At 37.3% G+C, this 25,511-nt stretch carries 21 protein-coding genes; 9 read left to right on the top strand and 12 right to left on the bottom strand.

Features of this window, described 5'->3' with window-relative positions; genetic code table 11:
* Positions 1-397: 397 nt before the first annotated feature.
* A complete protein-coding gene (gene cax / locus AC6IWN_RS18485; RefSeq protein WP_497989538.1) occupies positions 398-1,444 on the bottom strand; it encodes a calcium/proton exchanger in 1,047 nt (348 codons plus the stop codon).
* A gap of 248 nt (positions 1,445-1,692) precedes the next feature.
* Between cax and AC6IWN_RS18480 the strand changes: the two genes are divergently transcribed.
* The 5 genes from AC6IWN_RS18480 to AC6IWN_RS18460 all read left to right on the top strand — a co-directional run bounded on the left by AC6IWN_RS18480 (position 1,693) and on the right by AC6IWN_RS18460 (position 7,169).
* On the top strand, positions 1,693-2,424 hold the full coding sequence (locus AC6IWN_RS18480; protein WP_497989536.1) for a VanZ family protein: 732 nt from the start codon (positions 1,693-1,695) through the stop codon (positions 2,422-2,424).
* A gap of 65 nt (positions 2,425-2,489) precedes the next feature.
* Entirely contained in the window at positions 2,490-2,885 is a 396-nt protein-coding gene (locus tag AC6IWN_RS18475; protein WP_497989534.1) for a hypothetical protein, read from the top strand.
* A 194-nt stretch (positions 2,886-3,079) separates the two neighbouring features.
* Entirely contained in the window at positions 3,080-5,134 is a 2,055-nt protein-coding gene (locus AC6IWN_RS18470) for a thioredoxin domain-containing protein (protein ID WP_497989532.1), read from the top strand.
* 234 nt (positions 5,135-5,368) lie between these two features.
* Positions 5,369-5,917, top strand: a complete 549-nt coding sequence (locus tag AC6IWN_RS18465) for a PadR family transcriptional regulator (protein WP_497989530.1) — start codon at positions 5,369-5,371, stop codon at positions 5,915-5,917.
* A 55-nt stretch (positions 5,918-5,972) separates the two neighbouring features.
* On the top strand, positions 5,973-7,169 hold the full coding sequence (locus AC6IWN_RS18460) for a macrolide family glycosyltransferase (RefSeq protein ID WP_497989528.1): 1,197 nt from the start codon (positions 5,973-5,975) through the stop codon (positions 7,167-7,169).
* A gap of 316 nt (positions 7,170-7,485) precedes the next feature.
* Here AC6IWN_RS18460 and AC6IWN_RS18455 read toward each other — a convergent pair whose 3' ends face one another.
* Entirely contained in the window at positions 7,486-8,325 is an 840-nt protein-coding gene (locus tag AC6IWN_RS18455; protein WP_497989526.1) for a peptidoglycan-binding domain-containing protein, read from the bottom strand.
* A gap of 609 nt (positions 8,326-8,934) precedes the next feature.
* Here AC6IWN_RS18455 and AC6IWN_RS18450 point away from each other — a divergent pair.
* A complete protein-coding gene (locus AC6IWN_RS18450) occupies positions 8,935-10,893 on the top strand; it encodes an endonuclease MutS2 (protein WP_497989525.1) in 1,959 nt (652 codons plus the stop codon).
* 150 nt (positions 10,894-11,043) lie between these two features.
* Here the strand turns inward: AC6IWN_RS18450 and AC6IWN_RS18445 are convergent, their stop codons facing one another.
* A complete protein-coding gene (locus AC6IWN_RS18445) occupies positions 11,044-11,520 on the bottom strand; it encodes an acyl-CoA thioesterase (RefSeq protein WP_497989523.1) in 477 nt (158 codons plus the stop codon).
* A 419-nt stretch (positions 11,521-11,939) separates the two neighbouring features.
* Between AC6IWN_RS18445 and AC6IWN_RS18440 the strand changes: the two genes are divergently transcribed.
* A complete protein-coding gene (locus tag AC6IWN_RS18440; protein ID WP_497989521.1) occupies positions 11,940-12,821 on the top strand; it encodes a MerR family transcriptional regulator in 882 nt (293 codons plus the stop codon).
* 176 nt (positions 12,822-12,997) lie between these two features.
* On the opposite strand, the gene AC6IWN_RS18435 is transcribed toward AC6IWN_RS18440, so the two are convergent.
* Positions 12,998-13,444: a DUF6591 domain-containing protein gene (locus tag AC6IWN_RS18435; RefSeq protein WP_497989519.1), complete on the bottom strand. Its 447-nt coding sequence runs from the start codon at positions 13,442-13,444 to the stop codon at positions 12,998-13,000.
* Positions 13,445-13,682: 238 nt separating this feature from the next.
* Between AC6IWN_RS18435 and AC6IWN_RS18430 the strand changes: the two genes are divergently transcribed.
* Positions 13,683-14,201: a spore coat protein gene (locus AC6IWN_RS18430; RefSeq protein ID WP_497989518.1), complete on the top strand. Its 519-nt coding sequence runs from the start codon at positions 13,683-13,685 to the stop codon at positions 14,199-14,201.
* Between the two features lie 121 nt (positions 14,202-14,322).
* Here AC6IWN_RS18430 and AC6IWN_RS18425 read toward each other — a convergent pair whose 3' ends face one another.
* The 6 genes from AC6IWN_RS18425 to AC6IWN_RS18400 form a co-directional block, all read right to left on the bottom strand.
* A complete protein-coding gene (locus AC6IWN_RS18425; RefSeq protein WP_497989516.1) occupies positions 14,323-15,738 on the bottom strand; it encodes a glycogen synthase in 1,416 nt (471 codons plus the stop codon).
* Positions 15,739-15,902: 164 nt separating this feature from the next.
* Positions 15,903-17,342 (bottom strand): glycogen synthase GlgA, encoded by a 1,440-nt coding sequence (gene glgA / locus AC6IWN_RS18420; protein WP_497989514.1) that lies wholly within the window; start codon positions 17,340-17,342, stop codon positions 15,903-15,905.
* Positions 17,343-17,366: 24 nt separating this feature from the next.
* Positions 17,367-18,488, bottom strand: coding sequence for a glucose-1-phosphate adenylyltransferase subunit GlgD (gene glgD, locus AC6IWN_RS18415; RefSeq protein WP_497989512.1), 1,122 nt, complete (start codon positions 18,486-18,488; stop codon positions 17,367-17,369).
* A gap of 17 nt (positions 18,489-18,505) precedes the next feature.
* A complete protein-coding gene (locus AC6IWN_RS18410; protein ID WP_497989511.1) occupies positions 18,506-19,738 on the bottom strand; it encodes a glucose-1-phosphate adenylyltransferase in 1,233 nt (410 codons plus the stop codon).
* A 3-nt stretch (positions 19,739-19,741) separates the two neighbouring features.
* Positions 19,742-21,673 (bottom strand): 1,4-alpha-glucan branching protein GlgB, encoded by a 1,932-nt coding sequence (glgB, locus tag AC6IWN_RS18405; RefSeq protein ID WP_497989509.1) that lies wholly within the window; start codon positions 21,671-21,673, stop codon positions 19,742-19,744.
* 604 nt (positions 21,674-22,277) lie between these two features.
* The gene (locus tag AC6IWN_RS18400; protein WP_497989507.1) at positions 22,278-23,447 is read right to left on the bottom strand and encodes an IS110 family RNA-guided transposase; all 1,170 of its coding nucleotides are present in this window, start codon (positions 23,445-23,447) and stop codon (positions 22,278-22,280) included.
* A gap of 266 nt (positions 23,448-23,713) precedes the next feature.
* Here AC6IWN_RS18400 and splB point away from each other — a divergent pair, with 266 nt between their 5' ends.
* Positions 23,714-24,754 (top strand): spore photoproduct lyase, encoded by a 1,041-nt coding sequence (splB, locus tag AC6IWN_RS18395; protein WP_497989505.1) that lies wholly within the window; start codon positions 23,714-23,716, stop codon positions 24,752-24,754.
* An 89-nt stretch (positions 24,755-24,843) separates the two neighbouring features.
* On the opposite strand, the gene AC6IWN_RS18390 is transcribed toward splB, so the two are convergent.
* Entirely contained in the window at positions 24,844-25,053 is a 210-nt protein-coding gene (locus AC6IWN_RS18390; RefSeq protein ID WP_497989503.1) for a hypothetical protein, read from the bottom strand.
* A complete protein-coding gene (locus tag AC6IWN_RS18385) occupies positions 25,037-25,351 on the bottom strand; it encodes a DUF2089 family protein (protein ID WP_497989501.1) in 315 nt (104 codons plus the stop codon). The genes AC6IWN_RS18390 and AC6IWN_RS18385 overlap by 17 nt, the downstream gene beginning before the upstream one ends.
* Between the last annotated feature and the right edge of the window lie 160 nt (positions 25,352-25,511).

Raw genomic sequence — 25,511 nt, 5'->3', positions numbered from 1 at the left:
GATCTTTGAGTACCTTCTATACTCAATCCCCGTAACTGTTTATCAATCTATCTATACTATATCCTGTTTATGTGAAATCCAAAATCAGCTTTCTGTGAATATTAGGTAAAAAATTAATTGTCTTCTTCCTAATTAATGTATGACAAGACAATTGTGTGATTACTGTATAACAGGATAATTATTTGACAGAGTATCAAAAAAGACCGAATTCCTGAAACCGGAAGAAACAGATGATGAGAGTTTCTCTGATTTTATGAATTCGGTCTTGATTTCTCTAATTATTCTACAAAGATTCAACTAAGCTAAATCAAGTTGTATATTTTAGTGGGTAATATATCACCGGATTGTATAAGTATGTAGCTTTAACGTTTAAGAATTTAATTTATTCAGTTCCTTATTATCCTACTATAAAGAAACCAACTGCTGCTATTAAGTATACAGACATTAACTTCAACCCTTCCATCCAGTTCGTTCTGCCTGATTTTACAATATGATTTGCAATAAAGACACTGGAACCGAATAGGAATAATTCAATTGGTTTAAATATAATGCTCATCGGACTAAAGAATAAACTAAATAATATAGATATTGGAATTGCAAATAACGCAATCTGTAAACTGGATCCGACTGCAATTTCTATTGAGATATCCAACTTATTCTTAAGAGCCATAATAACCGCTGTGGAATGCTCTGCTGCATTTCCGACAATCGGTATTAAAATCAGACCGATAAACATCTCGGAGATGCCAGCCGATTTCGTCATTGGTTCAATACTCTTAACAAGAATCTCAGATTCCACAGCGATAAATACAGTTGCAGCACCTAATATTGTTATACTGACCGGCAGCTTCCATTGCGTTACAATGTCCTTTGCATGATCCACACCATATAAATCATTATGCGTCTTGAAGGAATATATCATACCGACCACATAGATAACAAGCATGATTATGCTGACTATAACACTGAAACTTTCGTACTTTGAGGTAACCAATGATTCCGGTGCATTCCAGGTGAAAATAGCAGGAAGTGATAATCCGATTACCGCAAATAATAACATCGTGGCAGTTGATGTACCCTGCTGTGTATCAAACTTTAATTCTTTATGCTTTATGCCACCGACGAATATGCTACAGCCAAGAACCAACAATATATTACCAAGTACAGAACCGGCCAATGAAGCTTTTACAACATCAAACAGTCCCTCTTTAATTGCGAAAAAGCTGATAATCAATTCCGTAGCATTACCAAATGTAGCATTTAAGAAACCACCTACCTTTGGCCCGGTATACACTGCTATATCCTCTGTCGCAGATCCAAGATACCCTGCTAATGGAACAATTGCTACACAAGCTAATATAAACATAAGTGTAGAGTCCCATTTTAGAATATATCCTGCGATTGAAAACGGTATACTGATTAGTAAGATCTTTAAGTATTTCATCACACATTCTCCCCTTGCGTATGTATTATTTATGATTGTAATATAAGGTTCTTAACCCTAATTAATAATTACGACTTCTGTTATTATATAGGTAATATTTTCAAATATCAATATCAATTATTTACTTATTAATAAGAAATATTATTCTCCTATTCGAATAAAGACGTAGATTTTCATTCCATTATAAAGTATAATATTGGAATCAACACATAATAAATGATAAATATTACTGAGGATAGGAAAATCATATGATTAAAAAAACACACTCACACCTTCTTACCGGAATTGGTATCATCTTTTATTTATTTGTATTAGGTTTTATGGGATTCTTTGTACTCCAGGCATTACAGAATGCATCCTTTGATTTAGATTCTGTACTTCCCATGTGCCTTGTCATTGGAATTCCTAGTTTGTTAGGAACAATATTTATAGTATGGGGTCTAATGGAAAGAAAACGTCGTAAATTTGTAAGATCCTTCGCAATCGCACTACTCACCCTCTATTCAATTTTATTATTATTCGTTTTATTCGGTGGATTTAGACAGCATTTTTATGGATATAGAGTCGACTTCCTTCGATATATAAGTAACAACTGCAACTTCATTCCTTTTCGAACTATAATCGGATATGTGTATGCTTCTTTTAATAATACAATTAATAATCAGATTATTATAGATAATATATTCGGTAACTTCATCTTATTTGCACCGATGGGACTATTGCTCCCAGCCGTATCCGCTTCCTTACAAAAGTGGCACAAGTTCATACTAACGCTACTGATTATCCTCGTAAGTGTAGAAATACTACAGCTGATATTACAGGTGGGTAGTTGTGATATAGATGACGTGATTCTTAATTTTGCCGGCGCATTCCTCGTATTCTGCATCATCAAAATGGACATAATCAACGAACTGCTGACTAAAATATATATAGTAGATAAGCACATTAATCGCAATACGAAAAATCCTTATTCCTTTTAATCACCTTTTTCAAGCATTCTTTAACACGAGCAACCAAAACAAATTACAAAACAGGAGGATTCTCAATGAAACAATTCGCACGAAAAATTATGTTCTGCTTACTTTATTCACTTATTTATCTAGTAATCGGTATCCCACTTGCATTCCTCATCTTTTATATGACTGACTTCCATTTTATGGACATCTTATCCGTTGAGGGTATACTCCTCGCCCTGATTGGTGTCTTAATGACACTAAAAGGCAACCCCTCCGGTATTAATATCAGTAATATCGGTTCAGAAAATGCAGCACAGACTAGCTTTATGGATAATGAATTCACTGTTCAGGATAGAAATTCACGTCCTTATCATAATGGATTCTCCAAAAATAATATAGTCGAATTTGGTTTTGGGAATATCACGATACTTCTTGGCGGTGTTTGGTTAGTTCTAGCATCATTAATTGTTTGGAAAATTGGGTAGTTGATATAATTTTTAAAAACTTGCGCAAAAAATAACTGCCACTGATTTACCAACTCAGTGGACAGTTATTTTTTTATATTACCATAATCTGGTTAAGTATATTCTATTAACCACTCTTATAAATTTCACTCTTTATACGCATAATAATCAAATCAGAATTTTGATTTAATAACATGACGATAAGGAGTGTGTCTATGAAAACAGAGCATGTCACGAATAAGGGTACTCAAACCACCCAAATCCCGAATAAATTATCTAACGAAAAATCCCCATACCTATTACAGCATCAATATAATCCTGTGAATTGGTATCCCTGGGGTGAGGAAGCTTTTGATAAAGCGAAGGAAGAGAACAAGCCGGTCTTTCTTTCGATTGGCTACTCGACCTGTCACTGGTGCCATGTTATGGCTCATGAGTGCTTCGAGGATCAGGAAATCGCTGAGCTATTAAATGATGAGTTCATCAGCATCAAAGTTGATAAGGAAGAACGCCCGGATATTGATGCCGTGTATATGACCATCTGTCAGGTTACAACAGGACATGGTGGATGGCCGCTTACCATACTGATGACTCCGGAACAAAAACCCTTCTTTGCTGCAACCTATCTACCTAAGAATTCACGCAATGGTGTTCTTGGATTGATGGATTTATTAAGTCAGGTTGCCACGCAGTGGCACGAGGATCCAGACGATTTCATTAACACGGGAACGAAACTCGGTGATATCATGAAGCATGAATTTGAAGCCTCCTCAGCAGGTGCTTCTGTCACAAAGGATATCATAAACCTCGCTGTAACACAGTTTAATCAGAACTTTGATCATGATTACGGTGGATTTGGAAATGAACCAAAGTTTCCCACTCCTCATAATTTGATGTTCCTACTTCGCCACGCCAAATTAGAAGGAGATGAATCCTCCCTATTCAAAGTAGAGAATACACTAAAGCACATGTACCGTGGCGGAATCTATGATCATGTCGGGTTCGGCTTTTCTAGATATTCCACAGATGCAAAATGGCTGGTCCCTCATTTTGAAAAAATGTTATATGATAATGCACTACTGGCTACCGTCTATACTGAGGCCTATCAGCATACCAAAGAAACAGTTTATCGTACGGTTGCGGAACAGATTTTAGATTATATCAGAAGGGAAATGACCGATCCGGAGGGTGGTTTTTACTGCGCGCAGGATGCAGACAGTGAAGGCGTTGAGGGTAAATATTATACATTTACCCCTGATGAGGTCTGCTCCGTGTTAGGTAATGAGGATGGTTCTTTCTTCTGCGAGTACTTTGATATTACAAAGGAAGGTAATTTTGAACATGGGCAATCCATCCCCAATCTGATTAAATCGCATGAATTAAAATCAGACAACGAGCGTGTTCTACGTCTTTGTAACAAGATGTATTCCTATCGCTTGAACAGAGCGCAGCTTCATAAGGATGACAAGACTCTTACTTCCTGGAATTCCTTAATGATTCATGCCTATGCGACCGCAGCAAAGGTATTCCAAAACAAAGAGTATGCTGACATCGCTAAACGTGCTGCTGAATTCATTAATACCAGGCTCACCGATCCCGATGGTCTTCTCTATGTTACGTACCGGGATGAAAAAGCTTCTCATTTTGGGTTAATTGATGATTATGCGTTCTATGCCATGTCATTGTTATCGCTCTATGATGCTACCTTTGACCCCGAGTATGTAAAAAGAGCCTCCTTCCTAGCCAATAAAATGATTGATCTATTCTGGGATGAGCGCTATGGTGGATTCTTTTTGAATGCCAATGATGCAGAAAAGTTAATCTACCGACCAAAGGAAGTATATGATGGAGCAATGCCCTCCGGTAACTCAGTGGCAGGATATGTATTACAGCGACTCGCTAATATTACAGCGAATCAACACTTTATCGAATGTGCCAACAAACAGCTACGCTTCCTGGCAGGACAAGTCAAGGATTACCCTGCCGGCCATAGTTTCGCTCTGATGGCCTTCTTAGAAGCCCTATATCCAACCAAGGAGATTGTGTGTGTCGCGAATGAGCATGAAGGTTACCAGGATTTGATTGACTATATATCAATGAACTTTGAGCCAAATACCGTTGTACTCCTCAAGACCGAAAATAATTGTGAGGAAGTGAAAGAAATAGCGGATTTCATCGAAGATTATAGAATCATCAATGAAAAAACCACTTACTATGTATGTGAAAATCATAACTGTATGGCTCCGACCAATGTGTTGAACTGCCATTAAAAGAATAAATTATATTGACATATGTATCAGGCTGATATATTATGATTGTATCAGCCTGATATATTTTTATAGTATCAGCCTGATATATTTTAAATAATATTCTAAGCATGCAACAGTATGCTATAAGTCAATATCATTCATTACAATCATCCATATCAGAGGATATAAAGTTACGGGTACATGAATCACGTAGTTTTTAATTCCTAAGTTACATATTTCGCAAGGAGGCATTTTATGGCCACAAAAAACAAAACAAGATACGCAATCTTGGGTGTACTAAGTATGAAGCCCTGTTCCGGATATGATATCAAAAAATTCTGCGACAAGACCATATCGCACTTCTGGAATGAGAACTTCGGACATATCTATCCGGTATTAAAGCAGTTAACGGAGGAAGAATTGATTACTCCACAAAGCTCTGACTCAGATGAAAGACGCAAAACCTATCTCATAACTGAGAAGGGCAAGGAGGAGTTCTTAATCTGGCTTACCCAGCCGCCAGAGATTCTGCCTCCACGTTCTGAATTACTATTAAAATTATCCTTTGGGAATTACATGCCGAAGGAACATGTATTGAATATGGTTGAGGAAGTACGTATACGCAATGAAAATAATCTAAAACAATATAAATTGATGGAAGAAGCCTATTGTGTGGATGAAAATGCCAAGAAGCAAGAAGCCTTTCCCTACTGGCTGGCATCACTGCGTCTTGGTATCATCAATGCGGAGGGAACGCTACGGTGGTGTGATGAAACCCGAGAATTGTTTACAAGTGATCATTAACCCTACTATTAATTATTAGAATACTTAAGTAGTGTGCTGCTGAATGGAGGTATTTATGGCAAAAGTTTTGTTTCTCAATGGAAATCTTCACGGACATATTAACCCCACCCTGCCAATCGTAAAGGAATTAGTTCACAGGGGAGAAGAAGTATATTATTTCTCCACAAAGGAATTTCAGAGAAAGATTGAATCACATGGTGCTATCTTCATGGATCTAGGCGAAGAATTTAATGAATTTGTTCAGCAATTTATGCCTCATGGTAATCATCCTTTTTATACACTAATGGAATATATGCTTGGCTTTGATCATGCTATCATGAAGATTGTATTGAATCGGATATCTGACCAGCAATTTGACTATCTAATCCATGATGTTATGTTCGGTGCCGGTAATATCATCGCCGGAAAGCTACATATCCCTGCTATCTCCTCCTCTTCCTCCTTCGTGATGGAGCAACCACCTATCCCTCCCTCCATGCTGAAACCAGGTTATCATCTTCAACTTGATTATCTCTATCATCAATTGGAGCTGGTGAAGAAGGAATGGAAGCTTCCTTTTCTCACGTTAAATGATATATTTTTCAAAAAGGAGGAATTCAATTTAGTATATACCTCAAAGTACTTCCATCCTAACAGTGATGCACTCGATGACTCCTATCAATTTATTGGTCCATCCATATCGAAACGATATGAGGAGCCGGATTTTATCATAAACAAATCACGTTATACAAAGTTAATCTACATCTCTATGGGTACGATTAATAATAAATGTCTGGATTTATACCAGCATTTATTGAAGGCATTTTCCAATACTTATTATCAGGTCATCCTATCGGTTGGAAACAAAATCGATATTACCCAATTGGGAGATATCCCAGAAAATTATATCGTTCGTAATTACATACCTCAACTTGAGGTCTTAAAGCAGGCAGACCTATTCATTAGCCATGGAGGATTAAATAGCGTAAGCGAAGCATTTTATCATAGTGTTCCAGTCATAGCGATTCCGATGACGAACGATCAGCCAGCGGTTGCAAAACGAATCGCTGAGTTAGGCGCCGGTACCTCATTAAATCCGGACTCCATCAACGCAGAACTGCTTCGCACCAATGCCAATCATATCTTAAGAACGGAAAATTTTTATCAACATGCACGGGATATTCAGGATAGCTTTATCCAAGCCGGAGGATATCTTAAGGGTGTTGATGCTATCCTTGATTATATTCATTACAAAAATTCGAAGAAAGTATAAGGATATTACGTAAAATGATACCCGTATTGTAAACCACTGCATATAATTAACTAAGCTCTTTATGAGGTGTGTTAAGGATATTATTCGAATGAATATTTGTTCAAGCATTACCTAGTATCATTTATTTGTAAAGATAAACACCAGATAGTAAGCAATACAAAGGAGCTATTATAATGAAAATCAATTCTTGCGGAATACTCCCTTCCGTTTATGATTTTCATTTATAATAGCTCCTTCGTACGATAATATGCCAATACAAATTTTATTATATTCAAATATCAATGCTAATGTTTATAACAAATAAATATCTTTTAGCTTAATTTATATTGAGTGTTTTTATATAATTAGCGGCTTTCTTTACCATATCCTGCATGGACTTTTTAACTTTATTGGTTCCATGTGTTCTAGAATTCTTAAAGTGCAAATCCATTACACCATTCGCTCCATTATTTTTAACAGCATCAAGATTATATCCCTTGCCATAGCCTCCGCTTCGTTTCTGCAGTATCGCATTCGCAGGTTTTTTATCCACTCCCGCATGTGGCATCGCCGCCATAGAACCTGCCAATATACAATTGTCAAATCGAACCACTACCGCTCTTCTCTTCCAACTGAATCCACCCCAAATTTCTTTGATGGTTTTTGTATCTTTTATCGTAAGAGGTTCAATATCCGCATGATTCGTACCATAGGTTCGTTTCACCTGAAAGGTCTTTCCGGTTTCAACGTCCGTTATCTCCGCTACCATACCCCTTTTCCATAATGCTCTGACCTGTTTAAACCAATCGAGACTACCTACCAATTTTGGTGAATTCTCAACCCTAGTGGACATTGTAGCTACACGCTTACCTGTAGTTACATCCTGCGAATTTTTCTCCAGTGCCTTATTTGTTGCTTTTCCTACGATTCCACTGGCTTTGATCCCGTTCGATCGTTGAAAACGCTTAACTGCATCTTCCGTTATACTACCATAGTAACCTGTCAGTTTATGATATTTAAAGTATCCCATATCACGTAACGAAGCTTGTAATTCTTTTACTTCCTTTCCATGATCTCCTCTTTTTATAATAGTGGCAGCATAAACATTAATAGGTGTGAAAGCCATTAACATCGCCATGCAGACAGCGGATATTTTTATTAAAATTTTATTTCTCATGATAGTGCTCCTTTATTTTTACGATTTCTGTAAATGATTATATTACACATATATTACATTGTCAACCATATTATTTAACATTTACGTAATATTTAATTAATTACTGTGTAACATTTGGATATAATGTTATATCTTTCCACTACTATTTAACATGTCTACATTCACTCTGGTATTTTGCAATAATCACTTCCTACTTCTCGCTTAATAAGATTCAATATTTGACACTTCTTACAAGACTATGTTAAAATACATTTATAGTAAATATAATTTTAAGATTGAAAGGATGGTTTTGATGTCGGTATTAACTGTAATAGAGGTTTGTGCTAACTAGCACATAATTGAATAGGATTGGGTGCACTTTGTGTACTTTATTTTTTGTACCCATCATTCTACCTTTACAGTCAATACTCAGAACTGTCTTATTATATTGGTGATTTGAGAGAACTCATGGCCAAGCATAAGGCGTAATAGGTATCCCCTGTTACGCTATTTTTATACTTGTGAATATCGTTCATTCATCTAATAAAACAGTATCTATGCCCACGGGAGTATTCTGCCATATTGTAATGGTAGTCGTTCCGTGGGCATTTTTAATTGGAGGATTATATCATGACAAATTCAATAACAACTTTAGAATTTAATAAAATAATCGATATGCTCTGTGAAAATGCTATATCCGAGCATACGAAAAACAAACTGAAAGAATTAAAGCCCTACCTTGATGAACGTAAGGTACTGGCTAGTCTTAAGGAAACCACTGAAGCCAGAAAAATACTGGATCAAATTGGCTCACCCCCTCTGGCATCGATGAAGGACATCCCGATGTTGCTAGAGCTTAGTGAAAAGGGAGCTATGCTGATACCGGAACAATTATCTCAAATCGGATTATTTATTAATTCCTGTAAGAGAATGAAAACATTTCTTCAAAGAGCCGAATCCTTGAACGTAGATATTGCATCCTATGGCTACTCCTTTTATAATTTTTCTGAATTGTGCGACGAGATTGATCATTGCATTCGTAATAATACTGTTGATGATAATGCATCGAAGGATTTAAAAGATATCAGACGCAAGATAAACCAAATTGCTTCCCAGGTGAAAGCTAAATTAGAAAATCAGTTACGATCAAAGAAGGAATGGTTTAGTGAGAGTTTTGTTTCAATGAGAAATGGACGTTATGTCCTGCCGGTAAAAAAGGAATGCAAGAATATGGTAAATGGTTCTGTACTTGATATCTCTTCTAGTGGATCCACTTATTTTATAGAACCAACTGCTGCCTCCAAGCTGAAGGATGAATTGTCCTTATTGGAAATCGAGGAGAGTAATGAAGAGCGTCGTATTCTTTATGTTTTGTCAGACTTAGTCAGTGAGAAAGCTTCTGAAATCAGGTTGAATATCGAAGGAATGGAAACCCTAGATTTTATCTTTGCAAAGGCAAAGCTGAGTGTGGATATGAAGGCCGTGTCCCCCATAATCAATACACAACGTAGAATTCATATAAAGAACGGGCGTCATCCTCTAATCAATCCTTCTTGCTGTGTTCCTTTAAACTTTACGATTGGAAATGGAATTCGAGGCATTGTTATCACCGGACCAAATACAGGCGGAAAAACAGTAACCCTTAAGACCGTTGGTTTGTTTGAGATGATGGCGGGATGTGGCTTGCATATACCCTGTGAATCAGCAGATTTATGTTTGAATAATACGATCCTATGTGATATTGGAGATGGTCAGAGTATTTCAGAGAACTTATCCACATTCTCATCTCATATCATGAATATTATTCACATTTTATCCTCTTCAGACAGGGATAGCCTTATATTATTAGATGAATTAGGTTCCGGTACTGACCCTGCAGAAGGAATGGGTATTGCGGTTGCAGTTCTAGAGGAATTAAGGAAGAAGGAGTGTCTGTTTGTAGTGACAACTCATTATCCGGAAATCAAGGAATATGCCAGCCAAACAGAGGGTTTTCTCAATGCCAGAATGGCATTTGACCGAGAGAGTCTTAAGCCTCTTTATCAATTGGAGCTTGGGGAGGCAGGAGAAAGCTGCGCCTTATATATCGCTAAACGTCTTGGTCTTCCTCAGCATATGCTAAAAAGAGCTTATGAAGAAGCTTATATAAAACATACCGGAACTCATCATGCTACACCGGAGGATGCATTTCTTTATCAAGAATCCTCTCCTAATTCGATTCAGACGGAATCTACCACAGGTAATCTAATCCCACAGGTATTAAAGGCTACACCCGTAAAGATTGTTAATACACGTAGCCAAAGATTTCAAGTTGGAGATAGTGTAATGGTTTATCCACAAAAAAAAGTCGGTATTGTATATCGAACAGCGAATGAAAAGGGTGAGGTTGGTGTTCAGATTCAAAAGAAAAAGGAGTTTGTTAGTCATAAGCGCTTGCAGCTGAAGGTCTCTGCTGACCAAATGTATCCGGAAGATTATGATTTCTCCATTATCTTTGATACTGTAGCAAACCGAAAGGCGATGCACAAGATGGCAAAAGGTTATCATCCTGATCTGGAGATAAAGCGTAATCCCAAAGACTTAATGTAAAACAAAACCCCAGCTATGCCATCATGATATACCAGGTCGGTCATTTTATCATGGCATAGCTGGGGTTTTCTATAACAGCCGCTGCAGCATATTAATTATGTTCCTTTTGCTAACCGTGTATCACCTTGTACTATAAGTACAGAATAATCTCTATTTTAAGCACCCAAGTAAGATTTCATACATCTTAGGTTGTGTTTTCTTTAAGCTGATCGGTTTAAAGTCTGTAGTTACAAAGCAATGCTCTGAAGTTCCGGTTACACGAACTTGCTTTGATTCACTATCCAAAACCGTATACTTGAGCTTCATCTTGATGCCATTGAAGAATACAAGCTCTGCATTAATAACAACCCTCTCGTTAAAGCGTACCGCTGATTTATATTCACAGGTTATTCCAAGTACCGGAGAATAGATGCCTGCTGCCTCTATTGTTCCATAACCAAGGCCGATTTGATCCAGATAATCTACTCTCGCTTCTTCAAACCATCGAATATAATTCGAGTGGTGTATTACAGCCATTTGGTCTGTTTCATAATACTTTGCTATACGCTCATATGGTTGAATTTCTTTTCTTAATTGGTTATCACTTTCTGATACCAAATCATTTGTCATCGTATTACTATCTTTCATTTGTTCCCTCCATCCTAAAGAACACATCTTATTTCATCTTGTTTTTATCTTTATTCTTCTATCTGATTTACTTAATTGAATTAACAAAAGGATACTCCTTTTTTTATTTTTTTACAACCCTACACTTGGGTAAACAGAGTTTCGACTCATGCATAGACAGGGCTAATAGATATCAATTCAAGTAGTCATATTTAAATTACACGTACTTTAATACGAATTGATTTTCTTAAAAGCACCACCATGATTTTCACTTCTTTCTTAACTGGCATAGAGTACTTCTCCAAAATTTTAAGTTAATATTTACAAAAATATATTGACCCTCACGTTCCGTAATAGTGTACTATAGAGCTATAGAAATGATCGAAAGCTCTGCCGGCACAGATAAGCGTCATTGTCTTAAACACTTATGGAGGATGAATATGAAAACGGTAAAACAAGTAGGGGAACTAACCGGAATTAGTATTAGAACCCTACAATATTATGATGAGATTGGTCTACTTAAGCCCAGCAACGTCACTGAATCAGGATATCGCCTATACGATGATGTTGCTCTGGAACAACTGCAGCAGATTCTCTTCTTTAAAGAACTGGATTTTAAGTTAAAAGAGATCAAGGAGATTTTGCAAAAACCGGATTATGATAAAATCACAGCTTATAAACAGCAGAAAAAATTACTTTATATAAAACGAGAACGAACAGATCGACTGATACAACTATTGGAGAAGTTAGAGAAAGGAGAACCCGTAGTGAGTTTTAAGGAATTTGATTTAAGTGAATATATTGATGCATTAGAGCATTTTAAAAAAGAGAAGGCTGATGAGGTAATAAAGTATTGGGGAAGTGTGGATGCCTTTAATACGTTTATTCAAAAAGTGAAAGAAGACGAATCAAGGGTAGCCAAACTAGCAATTAAACAGTTTGGCAGCATCGAAAATTATACTCAGGCTATGAAAGAAAACCTTGAACATTTTTCAGAACTGATGGAAAAATCCAAGTCACTGTGTGAAAACAAAGATGATATTATTGAGAGAAATAACGCACTATACAAAGCACTTACGTCAGATATGACAAGAGATATCTCATCACCGGAGATCCAATATATAATTCAAGATATTATAATGCAGGTGAAGGAAAACAGTATGGGAATTGATATGGGAGCCGGATATTGGGATATGGTGATTGACGGTTATCTTAACAGTGATGTAATTCGTAAAATAACAGATGAAAAATACGGAGAAGGAGCTTCTGATTATATCGCTAAAGCGTTTAGTTATTTCTCCAAAGATAAATATGTGGAATAATATATCATTTTTCATTTAAAAAACCGAATGATTTATTAGTTAACTCTGCGAATATTATGATATGTCACCATAATGATTAAGTCATATTTTTTATGATTAGTATGTGCATTATCAATGCATGCAGTCAAAAGGGTGTATACCATAATATTCACAGCCTACTTACGTATCATTCTTATCTATTCTTTTGACGATTCTTTCTTTGACATATCTAACATGATATTCATTGATTTCTCTTCCCATATAAAACACACGGATATTACAGAACCATTTGCTGATTTAGCGGAGTAGTAGTAGCTGTGATCTGCACTTACTTCCTGCTTATCCAGCGAATAGCCTGCCTTTATCACAGCATCCACATATTTGTTATAATCCTCCACTGTAATCTTATCTACTATAATTAAGCAGCCCCGCTTGGCATTCAATGTGTAGCTTACGATTCCTTTATTAAGCTTTGGAACAAAATCGGCTGCCAGACCCTTAGGCCATTGTGTTGTATTACTCACTGCCACTTTCATTGGACTTTTTGTACCTTTAATATCATTTTCATCTTTTTGCCCGCAGCCCGTTGCTATTAGCATAATTACTCCAAATATTGAAGCTAATATTATCATTTTTCGTAACATATCTGATCCTCCTTAAAAAGGATACTATCAAAGCTGATTGCGTCGCTTGATGCTATATCATATGCTGAAAAGATTCTGTTCGGAATGAAAATATTAGAAGTTTCTTAAGTTATAAAGCATAATTAATCCAATTATGAAAAATACTAATCAAGCAGGTATGCATGTGGAAAGTCCAAGCTCTTCCATGACAAATAAGACCTGATGCCCAATATAAAAATGGGCCGAATGGAGGAATTCGATGATTAGTAACGTACAGTTAACTACAAAAGAAAAATTTTTATTAGAAGATGCAAAAACTCATGAACAAAATTGTATTACAAAATATGAGAATTATGAGAACCTGGCATGTGATGCGCAGTTGAAGGCAGTGTTCCGAGCTAATGCTCAGAGTGAAAAAGGACATTTACAAACAATAACCCAATTATTAAGTGGACAAATCCCTTCCATGAATCAAAGTGGTGGACAAAGCAGTGGGCAAAGTGCGCAATCCAACACAAGCTCCACCTCTATGTCACAACAAGACTCTGTTAATATGCAAAGCAGTGGTAATTCTCCTTTCAAAGCTTCAGACAAAGAGCTTTGCACTGATATGCTTATGACTGAAAAATATGTTTCCGGTGCCTATAATACTTCAATATTTGAATTCAAAGATACACAGATACGTGATGTATTAAATCACATACAAAAAGAAGAACAAAAGCATGGTGAGTCCATATTTGCTTATATGCAAAGCAAAGGCATGTACAGCCCAAGTTAAACACGTCTTTTGAATCAAGTCGGCGAAACAATGAACGAGCATTCCACCTGAATTGCATTACCCTACCGGAAGGCTCGTTACTGTCGTCGACTTTTTATTTCAATTACTTTTTCTAATCGATTCAATTTTGTTTATATCGCTTCAACAAATCTCTGTACACGCTAAGGTATTCCCTAACACTTCGCTCCCAGGATGAATCGAACTTCATCGCATTCATCATCATACTCTTCCAGCTTACGGTGTAATATGTTTTAACCGCCAGCCTGATTGCCTTATATAATGCCTCACCGGTCCACTCCTCCATGTAAAATCCCGAGGATATCTCCGATTTTGTCTCATCAAAACAAACAGTATCCCCTAGTCCACCTACCGGATTCACCACAGGTATCGCTCCGTAACGCATGGCATAAAGCTGTCCTAAACCACAGGGCTCATATTTTGATGGCATGAGATAAATGTCTGCTGCTGCATAGATTCTTTTGGCCAAATCCACATCATAATGAGAATTATATATTAAGTTTCCTTTGTAGCCCTTACTGATTTCTTCTAGCATCCCATGATAATATGGCTTGCCTGAACCAAGAATAACAAGCTGAATAGCAGACATATCCAAATAACTGATTGCTTTAATTAGCAGATCAATTCCCTTCTCATACTCTAATCGGGTGACCATAGCGACAAGCGGTATATCCGTATCACTTAATCCCAGTTCTTTTTGTAAGAAAGATTTATTCTTCTTCTTTTCTTCCATACTATTAATATCATACGGATAAGCGATTTCTCCCTTCTTAGCCGGGTTATAGCTTTCAATCTCTATCCCATTTAGTATTGGAATTATCGGTGAACTACGCCGCTTTATTATCTCTTCCATCCCGGTATGTTTCTGGGTAGTCATAATCTCCTTTGCATAACCGGGGCTCACGGTAGTAACAACATCCGAATATAGAATCGCTGCTTTCATAAAATTCAAATCTTCCGGGTACCCAAGTTCCTTGGCTTCCTTTTCATATAGCAGATTACTCAGGTATGCATATGGGATAAATCCATGATAGGAGATATTATGAATCGTGAATACGGTTTTAATATTAGGATATATACTTTTTAATAATAACGGAAGAAATCCGGTATGCCAGTCATTAAGATGAATAATATCCGGAATATAATTAATCGTACCAATCAACTGTACCACTGCTTTACAGAAGAAAAAAAAGCGTAACCCGTCATCCTCATAAGAGTAGATATGATCTCGGTAAAAGTAGTGAGCATTACCAATAAAGTAGGTAGGAATTTGATGCTCCTTCGGATCTACCTTTAATATGCAGCTTTCAAAAGATTTCTCCATGCATACCGGATAATCCCGTAGATATGTTAAGTCCTTGTCAATTTGCTTATATAAAGGCATTACTCTTCTCACTTCGACCGATTCCTCCCTGCATAGGGCTACGGGAAAACTTCTTGCAACTTCCCCAAGCCCACCAGCACTGGCATACGGTGATATCTCCGCACTTACATATAGAATTTTTATCGTTCTATTCATTTTATCCCACCCACTCTATCATTTATCCTATTTTGTAATTGATGATTCTATCATTGTTCCATATCTTTTTACTATGTTACACGCACGTCTTTTAAATAAAACTCAATCTAAATATCTATATAATTACCATTGTACTCACTCTTCGATATCTACTTATTCAATTATCATTGGTTTAGTACAATCGATTCATATAACTCCTTATACTTTTGTGCTGAACTTTGCCAGCTATAATCACAGGACATGGCTGTCTTTATCAATTTATGCTTTAAGGTTTTTTTCTTATAAATCCACAATGCTCTTCTAATCGTATGCAACATATCATGCGCATTATAATTGGTGAAACTAAAACCGTTTCCTTCTTGTGTCTCCTCATTATAGGAAAAAACAGTATCCTTTAACCCTCCTGTCTCTCTGACAATCGGAAGTGTTCCATACCTCATACTAATTAATTGACCGAGTCCACATGGTTCAAATAAAGATGGCATCAGGAAAAAATCCGAGCCGGCATAGATTTTATGTGCAAGATTATTATCAAAGCTAATTTTTGAGGATACCTTCCCCGGATATCGGTTCTGCGCCCATCCAAAGAGCTTCTCGTACTTTTCATCACCCACTCCTAGTACAACAAACTGAACCTCTTCCTCCAACATCTCCTCGATTATACAAGCAATCAGATCAAACCCTTTCTGATCCACCAGCCTGGATATCATACTAATCAGAGGAATATCCTCCTGCTCCGTCAGTCCTAAGTCTCTCTGCAGAGCCGCCTTATTTACTGCCTTACCCGTAAGGTTCGATTTTGAATATGTTTGATAAATTAAGCTGTCCTTCTTCGGATCATATTCGCTATAATCAATTCCATTCAAAATCCCATGAAAATCATGACTCCGTGCACGCAGTAATCCATCCAAATCTTCTCCATAATAGGGTAACTTAATCTCCTCAGCATAATTTTTACTAACCGTGGTAATTACACGTGAGTACACAAGCCCGCCCTTCATAAAACTAGCTCCTTCATAGAATTCCAGCTTATCATTCGTAAAGTAATCCTTACTCAAGCTAAACCAATCTTTAAATTCCTTAATTCCATAGATACCTTGATATCTTAGATTATGTATTGTAAAAACAGTGACCATGTTCTTATATAAATTATTCTTTCGATAATGCGCCTCCAACAGTACCGGCACCATACCTGCCTGCCAGTCATGACAATGAAGTACCTCCGGTATAAAGTCCAAATGCGGGATACTCTCAAGAACTGCCTTACAAAAGAAGGCGAAACGCTCACAATCATCGATATGGCCATATAGTCGATCCCTTTTGAAATAATATTCATTATCGATAAAATAATAAATCACTCCATTATACTCAGCCTGATCGATTCCACAGTAAACATGTCTCCAACCGATATCCACAAAGATGTAACATTTATGCCGTATCTGTTCCTTGAGATCCCATGGTATTGTATCGTACTTCGGCAAGATAACTCGAACTTCGGTTTCCTTCTTTTTCAGCTCGAACGGCAAGGATCCCACCACATCGGCCAAACCACCTGTTTTCGCGTACGGGCTTGCCTCTGAGGCCACCATTAATATATTTAACATAGATACCTCCATTGATTATACTGTTTATATCACCGCATTCTTGCGAACCACCATCGGATAGCTCTGCTGGCCGATCAAATGCTTTCCTTTCCGTACTATGACCGATTTGTCCAAAATCACATTTTCCAATACAGCTTTGTCATGAATCTCTGAGCCCTGCATAATAATCGAATCCTTTATCACTGTATCCTTACCGACCTTCACTCCACGAAACAGCACGCAGTTTTCTACTTGTCCTTCAATAACGCAACCATCCGCTATCAGAGAATTGGTAGATACCGCTTTCTCCCCGTATTTTGCGGGAACCGAATCCTTTACTTTGGTGTAAACCTTTCCTGTTTGATGAAATAACTCATTGTAAATTTCCTGCGTTAAAAGCTCCATATTATGTTTAAAATAAGACTTTATGCTATCAATTTTGGCAAGATACCCCCCATAGGGATAGCCAAGTATCTTTAATTTATCCTTATTCTTTATAAAGATATCCTTATAAAAATCGTATCGACCACGAGCAGCATTTTCCTCCACCAGATATTCGAATAAATGCTTATCGACGATGTACATCTCCATAAATACCTTATCCGTCATCGCTGTAGACGGTTTTACTGCAATATCCCATACTCTATTATCTTCATCCACCTGTAACAAGGTGTGTCTTGATAGCTCTTCCTTGGAGGAGTTTGCTTCCTGCTTATATATCATTGTGATATCTGCATGATTATCCCTGTGAAAATCCATCGCCTTCTGATAATCCACCTTACAGATCATCGTACTTCCGGAGATGATCACACACTTTTGAGGGCTTTTGCGAATGTATGACATATTACAATGGAACGCTTCTATCTCTCCCCTGTACCAGCCGGTATTGTCCGCACTGACATACGGGGGAAGGATAAATAATCCCCCGCTTTTTCGATCCAAGTCCCACTGCTTCCCCGAATCAAGATGATCCATCAGAGAGTGATAGTTATTCTGTGTAATTAAGCCTACATTCGTAATGCCTGAGTTAATCATATTCGATAAGGTAAAGTCAATAACACGATACCTACCTCCAAAAGGCAATGCTGCAACTGACCTTCGTCTTGTAAGCTCCTGTAGGCTGACATAGCTGTCACCGGTATAAATAATCCCCATTGTATCTCTCATGATGTAACCTCCTCCCACTAAACAACCGCTTGATATTCTCTAAAGTTATCCTCATCAATCATACTTCCTTGATCTAGTTTAAAACCGGACGGTATGGCTAAGTTTTCACCGACCACCGTGATATTACTTTCACTTGGCTCCTGCTTCTCCTCCTCTGTTCTTCTGTGATATCCAATATAGCAGTTATCACCCAGTACTGTATTTTCCGCAATGAATGCATTCTCAATTATCGTGTTTTCTCCAACCTTTACATTCGGCATCAGAATAGAATTATGAATCTTGCTTCCTCTGGCAACCTTTACACCAGAAAATAATACAGAGTGATAGACATCACCATATATGATGCCACCTTCTGTTATAATACAGCGCTTTACATTCGCCCCATAAGCGATATAGTGTGGAGGCTCCACCGGATTTCTGGAATAGATCTTCCACCCCGAATCATAGAGATCCAGCTCCGGCGTCTCCTCTAGCAAATCCATGTTAGCCTCCCATAGACTATCAATCGTACCAACATCTCTCCAATATCCCTTAAATGTATAAGCGAACATCCTTTGACTATCTCTTAACATCTTTGGAATGATGTCCTTTCCAAAATCGTTGGTAGAAGAGGTATTGTCTTGGTCTTCAATCAGGTAATGCCTGAGTTTCTTCCAGTTAAATATGTAAATTCCCATCGATGCCTTATTGCTGATCGGCTTTTTCGGTTTTTCCACAAATTCATATATCTTATTCTTATCATCTGTATTCATAATTCCAAACCGTCCTGCTTCTTCCCACGGAACCTCCTGAATCGCTATGGTTGCATCCGCTTTCTTCTCCTCATGAAATTGCAGCATGGCGCTGTAATCCATCTTATATATCTGATCCCCTGATAAGATTAGTACATATTGAGGATTATATGTATCAATAAACTCGATATTCTGGTATATGGCATTTGCCGTTCCGGAATACCATTCCCCTGCTGTTTGTTTCATATAGGGAGGTAAGATTGTTACCCCACCGTTCAATCTATCAAGATCCCAAGGCTGCCCGATTCCGATATAAGAATTTAGCTTTAGGGGCTTATATTGGGTTAATACTCCGATTGTATCTATTCCCGAATTGGTGCAATTACTAAGTGGAAAATCAATAATTCTATATTTTCCACCGAAGGGAACAGCCGGCTTAGCGGTATTCTTTGTCAAAACACCCAGTCTGCTTCCCTGCCCACCTGCCAAAAGCATTGCCACACATTTTTTTTCTACCATTCATTAATCCTCCTTTATTGATGTCAAATAAGTAGTCTCACTCTCCGCTTTCAAAAACAAAGCGGATAAGGGTGCTACCGTCAATGTTATCGATTGTTCAAACCCATGACATGGTTTCTCCGTCATAGGAAGCATTTGTTCCTTAGAAGCCTGATTTCCTCCATAACATTCTTTATCCGAGTTAAATATCACTTTATAAGCGCTAGCTGATGGTACCCCTAGAACATAATTTTCTCTAAGTACAGGTGTAAAATGAAAGATAGCAATTATGAAATCCTCGCTGTAACGACATGTTCGAATAAATGCAAGAATTCCGCTATTTCGATCGTCAGGACTGATCCACCGGAAGCCATTCCATCCTCCGTCATCCTCCCATAAGCTGTTGTTTTGTAGATAAAACTGATTTAGTTCTTTCATATAATGTGACATCTTGCGATGCATATCATATCCTAACAGATGCCAATCCAAGCTGTCATCGTATTTCCATTCAATGAACTGACCGAATTCTCCACCCATAAAGATCAGCTTCTTCCCCGGGTGAGCGTACTGATAAGCATAGAGTACTCTTAATCCTGCGAACTTCTGATTATAATCTCCAAACATTTTATCGAGTAGAGATTGTTTACCATGTACAACCTCATCATGGGATAACGGGAGCATAAAATTCTCCGAAAAAGCATAGGTCATGGAGAATGTAATTAAATCATGATTCCCCTTACGAAACAACGGATCCATGGAGCAATATCTCAATGTATCATTCATCCATCCCATGTTCCACTTAAAGTCAAATCCGAGACCTCCATCTTCTACTGCACCAGTCACATGTGGCCATTGACTGGAATCCTCAGCAATCATTAATGTACCCGGATGAAGCATATGAACCGCTTTATTCAGTTCTTTTAGGAAAACCTCAGCATCAAGATTCTCTCTCCCTCCGAAACAGTTTGGTATAAAGTGATCCCTAGCAAAGTCCAAATAAAGCAAACTGGTTACTGCGTCAACACGAAAGCCGTCGACATGATAATACTCTAACCAAAAGATTACATTTGATATAAGAAAGCTCTTTACTTCATATTTGCTATAATCAAAAATCAGAGTGCCCCACTGCGGATGTTCCCTTCTACCTGAGTCCGAAGGCTCATATAAAGGAGCACCATCAAACATGGATAACCCATGTGCATCCTTAGGAAAATGCCCCGGTACCCAGTCCAGAATTACACCAATCTCATTCTGATGGCACAAATCAATCAGATACATGAAATCCTCCGGTGAACCGTATCTACTGGTGACCGCATAGTAGCCTGTCACCTGATAGCCCCACGACCCATCAAACGGATGCTCCATAACAGGCATTAATTCAATATGTGTAAAACCCATCTCCTTCACATAGCTTACCAACTGCACCGCCAAGGTTCGATAATTCATCCATTTCCTATCCTCCGTAAGTCTCCAGGAACCAAGATGAACCTCGTATATCGCCATCGGTTTATCGAAATGAACATTATCCTTTTTATTTTGCTGCCATGCATTATCCGACCACGAATATTTTGTTAAATCATATACAACAGAAGCGGTATCTGGCCTGACTTCACAATAAAATGCATAAGGGTCTGCCTTGTATAAAATCTCTCCTGAACCTGTTCCAATCGCAAATTTATACAAATCATGAGCGGCAACCTCCGGGATAAATAGAGACCATATGCCTCCTGACTCCATCTTTTCCATTCTATGGTTCTGTGTATTCCACTGATTAAACTCACCGACTACACTAATCCATATTGCATGAGGAGCCCATACCCGAAAAAGCGTACCCTGTTTATCACCATCAACCATACTATGAGCCCCGAGCACATGATGAATGTGATAATTAACACCTTTATGAAATAAATCTATTTCATCCTCATATCCTATCCCGGTATTTTTTCTATTTGGCATCTTATTTAACCCTCCCACGTTCATTCAACTACCCTGCTATACTTTGATTTCCGTCTTAAATTTGTAATTAACATTTTATATATATGAGGGTGGTTAGAAAATAATTCATACTTTTTTCTGTTTTATCAGATTATTTCTTATTCGAGTATCGATTAATACGAATACTTTTTAAGCACTTAAGATAAAACAGGAAGTAAACCTTTTCTTACTAAATAATATGCTTGTACCATTCTCGAAAGAATAACGAATTACATAATATGATAAGTGTTCTAAAAGTCCTTATCATTCGATTTACTGTCAATATGCTATGTTTTGCAATTCTTATCGCTTCATTATCGCTAGCATATTGATAATAACCATGATGCTAAGCGCTTTTACAACACTTATCATTATTTATTGCACCAACACTTTTCTAAATAGATAATGTATACTTTCGCTAAACTTGCAGATAATACCGTCAGTCAACACAGAAAGAGGTGACTAGCTATTCAAAGTCAAGCTTTTTTGAAGAAACTTGAAATTTAAAAAAGGGTAACCTTAATAAACCTTTCAAGAATTAGTTATAAAAAGTTGAGATATAGTGTTGCTGGTTGCCACTACACAATCAGCGGAGTTTTGAAGAGTCGAAGTTCATGTTATATTTCTCTAATATAAAGATAACGCGGATAAGTTTCTTGATGACATGTGAGCAGGTAACTCGGTGAGTTTTCCCTTCGCCACGTTTCTTAGCGTAGTATTCAGCAAATACCATGTTGTACTGTATCAAAGGTATGCATAAGTTCATAAGCGTAAATCTTAGATGAGAAGAACCGCGCTTAACCATGTGACCTCCGTGTTCCGAAGTTCCTGATTGATAATACCCAGGTTCTAATCCGGCAAAAGACAACATTTGAGCAGGTGAATTGAATTTCGATAAATCGCCATATTCAGCATAGATAACGGCTGCTGACAAAGCACCAATGCCTGGTATGGTAAGTGATCTGGGCTGAATATCCTGTATTAGAGAAATGATTTGTTCTTCAATCAAGTTAACTTCTTTGGAAGCTTGGTTGTACAGGTTAATGAGGCTTTGGAGTTGCAAAGAGAATATTTCATTATCTTCACCGACAGTATTAGTAGCAAGCTCCTTGAGTTTTAAGAACTTCTGCATAGAAAACTTACCTCTGGAAATCTTTCGAAGATTGTCGTAGGAAGCAGTGTTCATACGAGCCATTCTTTCAGCAGAACCGTATGTTTCAAGAAGATATAAAGAGGTCTTACTGAAACGATTATGGAAGAAAGGCTTAAATTCAGGAAAAGTGTGATCCAAAACATTGGTTATCTTAACGAGATAAAAACTTCTTTGTTTTACAAGAGTATCTCGAAGACGAGTTAATGACTTTAATGAATATGTATGATAAAATCCTATTGGGTAGGGTTTGTAGTCTACTGTCATTAACCAACGAGCTATAGAAGTACAATCTATAGCATCGGTTTTGGTACGTCGTAAGGTCTGAGACTTGTTAAATTTAGCAAGAAGTATAGGGTTAAATTCCATGAAGCTGTAGTGGGCTTTTTCAAGGAATAACTTCAGATTAAGGGCATAATGAGCAGTGGCTTCAAACCCTATTCGCATTTCTTCTTGAGAATTAAGTGATGTTAGTACTGTAAGAAGTTCCTGGAAACCATCCTTACTATTTTTGATGGTAAAAGAGTTAGTAACAAACTCGCCTGATTCGGTAGTGATAAAGCAGTCATGTTTGTACTTGGAAATGTCGATCCCGACAAAGTACATGATAGATACCTCCTAAAATAATATTTGCACTGTTGTTTTCCACAGGAATCTCGGCTGTGTTTTCACGTAAATATAAACGTCGATGCGTTAACTAGCTAATTACCAGTGAAGACGAAAAGCTGTGGTCTGAGTCACCTCTGAACAGTCATGGCTGTAGTATTATAGAAACAAATCCACAGTGCTTTATTATTATAACGGAGTAATAAGATTACCCCAACTCTTTTGGGGAGAAAGGAAATAATCCAAACACCCTCGAAAGAGGATAATTGGATTATACGTGTGTTATGTTTACTCCAAGTCTGATATTATTTGAAAAAAACGCGTTAGATTACGAGCTTGGGAAAAAGATTTATCAAAGATTTGTAAAGGAAAAAGATATTGAAATCATAGAATTACGCGGAAATAAAATCAAAGAAAATCTAATAGGTGATAACCTGTATGAGCGTTATCGTTATGGTAAGAAAACCCTAGTCGTGGGTATAAAAAAGGGAGGTGCTTTCCAATCCTGTAAGCCCTCCGCACATTATCAGCTTCCCCTTATGTCCGGATGTAGCGGCCAATGCCAATATTGTTATCTGAACACGAATCTAGGAGATAAGCCATATATGAGGATCAATGTTAACCTTGAGAATATTCTTGGGCAGGCTCAAGATTACATTAATCAACGTTTGCCTGACATCACAATCTTCGAAGGGTCTGCAACTTCTGACCCGGTACCGGTGGAGCCTTATTCAGGACTTTTGCGCGATACCATAATATATTTTAGTAATAATGAACAGGGGCGTTTTCGCTTTGTTACAAAATTCACAGATGTCGATACCTTATTAGATGCCCCTCATAATAATCACACTGAGATTCGTTTCACCCTGAATACAGAGAAGGTGATCCTTGATTTTGAGAAAGGTACTCCCTCTTCTTCCAAGCGTATCGAAGCGTGCAAAAAGATTCTATCCGCCGGCTACCCACTAGGTTTTATACTTGCACCGATCTTTTTATATGAGGGTTGGGAGGAGGATTACCACCAGTTATTACTGAATATAAAAGCATCACTACCAGAACAATTACACCATCCACTGACCTTCGAAGTAATATCACATCGCTATACCACCAGAGCAAAAAATATCATCACCGAGGTATTCCCGGACAATACATTGCCAATGACGGATGAAGAACGAACCTTCAAATACGGCCAGTTCGGCTATGGTAAATATGTGTATCGGAAAGATCAGTTAGCTGAAATCAAGGAATTTTTCATTCGTGAAATTAATTGCATTTTTGAAAATGCAGAAATCAAATATATTATATAATAAGAGGCTTTTCAAAATAAATAAACAGTAAGAACTGTGTTGTTATACCATCGTTCCTACTGTTTATTATTTTAACAAAGTCGATATCTTTATAGGTCATTTATGTTCATCTTATCAATTTCATTCTGATGATTACTCTGATAGTTGCCTTTATCGTTGTTGTACTGGCTTTTTTGCTTTGCATTATAGCGAATAAAGTAAAGTATCAGAAAAATCAAACCCACTATTATGGCTGCTACTATAATTAAAAATACAATCAACTCCATAACTAGTATCCATAAACTACTCATAGTTACCATGTTTCCCCTCCTTTTGTTTCTTATACTCTGATATTAAAATCTTTGCTGTATCGAAATCTAGCTTATCATTTACCGCCAGCCTCTTAATCAATGATACATATGGGTCATTCGTTGTGTCATCGCTGATTTGAATTTTCTGAATCAGCTTATCAAGTCGTAGTCGCACTGTCGGATAGGTCACGCTATATTGATTAGCAATCTCTTTCAAGGATCCTGATGCCATCAAAAACCTTTTTATGAATGTCACATCTTCTTCTTCCAGATTAGCAATCCAATCCGGAATAATATCTATTGCCATCTCAATACCTCCTTCCTCATATTTCCTATTATCATTCTAAATCTTAATAATGTTAAAGTCAATATTTAATTTTATTAAAAATTATATAAAGAATAACTTTAATTATATTTTTATTATATTTATTATAGTATTCCAAATATGATATAAGTATCATAAACCA

This window comes from Variimorphobacter sp. HTMS_6 (assembly GCF_059717775.1).
This window is presented reverse-complemented; position numbering and strand designations above follow the sequence as displayed.

What these genes read in the sequence shown, in the direction of transcription:
- AC6IWN_RS18460 (WP_497989528.1), top strand. Translation starts at nt 5,973, where the DNA reads ATGGCAAAAGTTTTGTTTCTCAATGGAAATCTTCACGGACATATTAAC.
- AC6IWN_RS18400 (WP_497989507.1), bottom strand. Translation starts at nt 23,447, where the DNA reads ATGTACTTTGTCGGGATCGACATTTCCAAGTACAAACATGACTGCTTT.
- glgA (WP_497989514.1), bottom strand. Translation starts at nt 17,342, where the DNA reads ATGTTAAATATATTAATGGTGGCCTCAGAGGCAAGCCCGTACGCGAAA.
- AC6IWN_RS18470 (WP_497989532.1), top strand. Translation starts at nt 3,080, where the DNA reads ATGAAAACAGAGCATGTCACGAATAAGGGTACTCAAACCACCCAAATC.
- AC6IWN_RS18465 (WP_497989530.1), top strand. Translation starts at nt 5,369, where the DNA reads ATGGCCACAAAAAACAAAACAAGATACGCAATCTTGGGTGTACTAAGT.
- AC6IWN_RS18410 (WP_497989511.1), bottom strand. Translation starts at nt 19,738, where the DNA reads ATGGTAGAAAAAAAATGTGTGGCAATGCTTTTGGCAGGTGGGCAGGGA.
- AC6IWN_RS18480 (WP_497989536.1), top strand. Translation starts at nt 1,693, where the DNA reads ATGATTAAAAAAACACACTCACACCTTCTTACCGGAATTGGTATCATC.
- AC6IWN_RS18390 (WP_497989503.1), bottom strand. Translation starts at nt 25,053, where the DNA reads ATGGTAACTATGAGTAGTTTATGGATACTAGTTATGGAGTTGATTGTA.
- AC6IWN_RS18475 (WP_497989534.1), top strand. Translation starts at nt 2,490, where the DNA reads ATGAAACAATTCGCACGAAAAATTATGTTCTGCTTACTTTATTCACTT.
- AC6IWN_RS18430 (WP_497989518.1), top strand. Translation starts at nt 13,683, where the DNA reads ATGATTAGTAACGTACAGTTAACTACAAAAGAAAAATTTTTATTAGAA.
- glgB (WP_497989509.1), bottom strand. Translation starts at nt 21,673, where the DNA reads ATGCCAAATAGAAAAAATACCGGGATAGGATATGAGGATGAAATAGAT.
- glgD (WP_497989512.1), bottom strand. Translation starts at nt 18,488, where the DNA reads ATGAGAGATACAATGGGGATTATTTATACCGGTGACAGCTATGTCAGC.
- AC6IWN_RS18445 (WP_497989523.1), bottom strand. Translation starts at nt 11,520, where the DNA reads ATGAAAGATAGTAATACGATGACAAATGATTTGGTATCAGAAAGTGAT.
- AC6IWN_RS18385 (WP_497989501.1), bottom strand. Translation starts at nt 25,351, where the DNA reads ATGGCAATAGATATTATTCCGGATTGGATTGCTAATCTGGAAGAAGAA.
- AC6IWN_RS18450 (WP_497989525.1), top strand. Translation starts at nt 8,935, where the DNA reads ATGACAAATTCAATAACAACTTTAGAATTTAATAAAATAATCGATATG.
- AC6IWN_RS18425 (WP_497989516.1), bottom strand. Translation starts at nt 15,738, where the DNA reads ATGAATAGAACGATAAAAATTCTATATGTAAGTGCGGAGATATCACCG.
- cax (WP_497989538.1), bottom strand. Translation starts at nt 1,444, where the DNA reads ATGAAATACTTAAAGATCTTACTAATCAGTATACCGTTTTCAATCGCA.
- AC6IWN_RS18440 (WP_497989521.1), top strand. Translation starts at nt 11,940, where the DNA reads ATGAAAACGGTAAAACAAGTAGGGGAACTAACCGGAATTAGTATTAGA.
- AC6IWN_RS18455 (WP_497989526.1), bottom strand. Translation starts at nt 8,325, where the DNA reads ATGAGAAATAAAATTTTAATAAAAATATCCGCTGTCTGCATGGCGATG.
- AC6IWN_RS18435 (WP_497989519.1), bottom strand. Translation starts at nt 13,444, where the DNA reads ATGTTACGAAAAATGATAATATTAGCTTCAATATTTGGAGTAATTATG.